Here is a 1,690-nt window from a genome sequence, read left to right as displayed (position 1 = left end):
AGTCCCAACGGAGTAGCTGTCCAGGGGGACACCCCCTAGAACCCCCAACGGGCAGATGGGAAAGGAATTTGTTTTTTTTTTGTCTAAAATGACCACTGATAAACGCGATACTACTATCACCCTTCGAGTCAGCCAATCCGAAAAGTTGGCGTGGCAAGCCAAAGCTGATCTTGTGGGCATGACCCTCTCTAATCTGATACGACAAGCTATCTCCAGAACTAAAACCTGGACTGTGGCCGATAAATCTCTAGTGAAAGAACAAACTCGACAGATCGCTCGCATTGGTAATAATCTCAATCAGATAGCTAAGTGGGCAAATACTTATAAGTCAACCGCCGAAGCTGTAGAGATTATACAAGCCTTGAGACTCATTGAACAGTCCCTAAGCAGACTATCAACTACACAACCCTCATCCTCAAATCATTCAGAGAACAGTAACGATGTTAGTTAAATTCTTTGATCGTGGGACAGGCAAGGGCAAAGGTCCCGTTGAATACATCCTCAAAGAAACTGATGCCAAAGGAGTCATCAGAGAACCACTCCCTGAACTGATTAAAGGTAATCCCCAACAAACCATTAATGTAATTGATTCGTTGGACTTCAAACATAAATATACAAGTGGTGTGATCTCCTTTGCTGCATCTGATGCCCCCACCAATGAACAACTTGACGCGGTTATTAAATCCTTTGAAGACACCGCCTTTGCTGGACTCGAACCAGATCAATACGACATCTTATGGGTCAAACACACTCACACGGGGAGCGATCGGGTGGAATTACACTTTGTTACCCCCAGAGTTGAATTAACCAGTGGCAAAAGCTTAAACATCGCACCCCCAGGCTCTAATAAATACTTTGAACCCTGGCGTGATTATTGGAATACTTCTCAGGGATGGGCAAGTCCCAATGACCCCCAACGGGCGAGAACTTACTATCCTGGTTATCAAGCGTTAATCGATGCCCAAAACCATCGCTTAGAACTCAATGGTCAAAAACCCCTTAAACGGGATGATGCCCGTAAGATGATCACCAACTACTTGACGGACTACATTGAGAATGGACAGATCCAAAACCGTAACGAGATCCTTACCACCCTTGAAAATTCTGGCTTTACCATTACAAGGCAGGGCGACAACTACATCACTGTCACCCACGATGACCTAGATCAACGTATCAGATTAAAAGGAGGAATTTATAGTGCATCTTGGCGACTTGGAGAAGAACTTTCAACAGAAGCTCGAACAGGACAAACAGAAGGCCAATCAGATCCAACAGCAGCACTTACAACAATTTCAGAAAGACTCGCAGCACACATTCAAAGACGCTCTGAGTTCCATCGACAAAAATACGGGACAAATCACCAAACAAGTCCTAATTTGGTCGCAATGGGTCGCTTATCTACCAGCAGCGACTTTTCTTCTGACCTTAGTGGGTACCTTAGCCGGCAGTTGGGGGATGAGTCAATATTTAACGAGCCAATTTCAACAGATTCAGACCAACAAAGTGACCCTCAACCAACTCAAACAGGAGACTTGGGGCATCGAACTGTATCAAACCAACCAGGGGAAATTCATAATCCTACCCCCCAACAGTCCCCACCAAACCGACTGGAAATGCAAAGGGAAACCCTGTATCAAGCTGTAGAAGAAGACGATGACCCCACTAGAGAAAGAACTTTTAGAAACCTTCA

General features: G+C 45.0%; 1 protein-coding gene and 1 pseudogene. Both read left to right on the top strand.

Annotation, left to right across the window (positions count from 1 at the left end; all coding sequences use genetic code 11):
* Positions 1–88 precede the first annotated feature (88 nt).
* Positions 89–451 (top strand): plasmid mobilization protein, encoded by a 363-nt coding sequence (locus CY0110_RS27675; RefSeq protein WP_035800921.1) that lies wholly within the window; start codon positions 89–91, stop codon positions 449–451.
* Positions 441–1,690: pseudogene (locus CY0110_RS27670) on the top strand (DUF3991 domain-containing protein); the annotation flags it as partial. The gene CY0110_RS27675 and the pseudogene CY0110_RS27670, both read left to right, overlap by 11 nt.

It is taken from the genome of Crocosphaera chwakensis CCY0110, assembly GCF_000169335.1.
Taxonomy (GTDB): domain Bacteria; phylum Cyanobacteriota; class Cyanobacteriia; order Cyanobacteriales; family Microcystaceae; genus Crocosphaera; species Crocosphaera chwakensis.
The sequence above is the reverse complement of the archived record's forward strand: the minus strand, read 5'-3'. Positions and strand labels throughout refer to the sequence as shown.